Here is a 1,834-nt window from a genome sequence, read left to right on the forward strand (position 1 = left end):
ATACGACCGCTGTGCTCATACATTCATGTCTGCAATCCACATCGCAGCAAGCTTCATCTTCTATCTCAAGGAATGAGTCCTGAGCCTATATCCTGTAGCTTAAATCACATCTCGCCGATTTTCTAACAGACTCTTAAATACTTATGCGCTTTGGTTTGACTGGTGCAGGTGAGGGCATAAGAATAACGCCTTCATCTGTAATTTCAACCCGGGCATCAGGATATACGGCCAAAGCTAAAGAGAGAGGTTTTTGCCATTTAGACTTGAAATGGAAGAGTTCTTTATAACCAGATCCAAATTGTGCTTTAAGTGCAGCCCATGTGACAAGTTTCCGCCCCTGAAGAACGTGGAGCCTGTAGGCTAACCAGACATAGACATCGAGAGCCGCTGAATTGTTGGAAATGGCTCTGACTGCAGCTTCATGAACAGGGACTGGGTGTTTACGTAATTGTTCGTAATATCCTTCAGAAAGTTTTGCTACCTCAATACTGGTAGATCCTGCTCCACAATGTGGTTCATCTATGAATAATGCTCCGTCTACAATAGCTTGGTTTACCAGAGCATTGGCACCTTTACCGTCATTGATATGAAAACTGAGTCTGCAGCGGCTTATACGTTCGGCCTGATCTTTTACGGATCTTGCTGCAGAACCACTAGGAGAGATTCCAATCCGTTTCATCCATTGTCGGAGGCTCTTCCCTAATTCGATTTCACGGGAATTAGTACGTATGGCTTCTGTCTGAAGAAATAGAAGTATAAGCCTTCCATGAGCTCCAAATGGGACACCAACGTGAGCTAGTTCTCCTGTTTGGCCAACAGGTTTAATTCCAGGCTGAATAATAAGGCGGACTCTGTCTGATGCCATTTGCCACGGTTCGCTCGGTTTTAGCCGCCGATGGGGGAGCGCACACTGTGCCCAACCTGAGTAAATAAATCCAAGTCCATTTTCTTCATCAGACATATATGCTGATGCAGCTTCAACAATGTCACGATCCAGACCAAAATCCAAAGCATGTTGCTTGCCGCGAGTTTCTAACAGATCATGGATCGTGGCCATAGTTGCTTTCCTCTTAGGCTGGTTATGAATTGCATATTCGGCGAAAGAATGTCAGTGTGTGTTTTGGTGATATCTGAATATTTCTCACCTCTTCAAGTAGGCCACTTTATTTAACATATTTATATTTAATTTATATGCCTGTAATATTGCAAATTAACTGAAGAAAATTTTTATTAATTATTAATTGTGTTGTATTATTTATTTTGATTTTTGTTTTTCATTTTAGAGAGTGCATGTCTCATCAAGACGTGTGGTTTGGTGAGAAGTCCGTGTGATCTGGTGAGTGAGCTAATTGTTATTATTAGTATATATATTAGTTTGCTCACTAAATCACTCAGGATAACGCTTCTTATGTAAGGTGTACCCATAATTGAAAATCACCAGATCACACGGACTTCTCACCAAATCACTTAGATCTTCCAGGAAATATTAAAGGGTGTTCTATGTGACATATAGCTATGAATACGTAGATCCATTGGGATGCCATCGATCATGACAATATCGAACGCTTGATTTTGTTGGTGCCATTCAGGATATAGTGAACGAGAAGGCAGAACTAGCTTCAAGCGAACTGAAGTGTGCAAACAAAGAAAACCGGTCAAGATAGTTAAGAGTTTAATGAATCAGATGTGTGATTTGGTGAGGTGGTGTCGTTGTGAATCACTCTCCCCTGAAATTGGGTGATCCTGCCCCGTGAAATGCCCTCGTTTTTGAGTAAGGTCTGTCCAACCGGAGACAGACAATGAAGAGATCATGTTTCACGCAGGACCAGATCAT

At 41.8% G+C, this 1,834-nt stretch carries 1 protein-coding gene; it reads right to left on the reverse strand.

Annotated features, from left to right (window positions below):
* Positions 1–133 precede the first annotated feature (133 nt).
* Positions 134–1,057, reverse strand: coding sequence for a replication protein RepA (locus DY926_RS08665; RefSeq protein WP_116703007.1), 924 nt, complete (start codon positions 1,055–1,057; stop codon positions 134–136).
* Positions 1,058–1,834: the final 777 nt, after the last annotated feature.

The sequence above is a fragment of the Komagataeibacter melaceti genome (assembly GCF_003403295.1).
Lineage (GTDB): Bacteria > Pseudomonadota > Alphaproteobacteria > Acetobacterales > Acetobacteraceae > Komagataeibacter > Komagataeibacter melaceti.

Excerpts from the sequence above, each read along its gene's own strand:
- DY926_RS08665 (WP_116703007.1), bottom strand. The coding sequence starts at position 1,057 with ATGGCCACGATCCATGATCTGTTAGAAACTCGCGGCAAGCAACATGCT.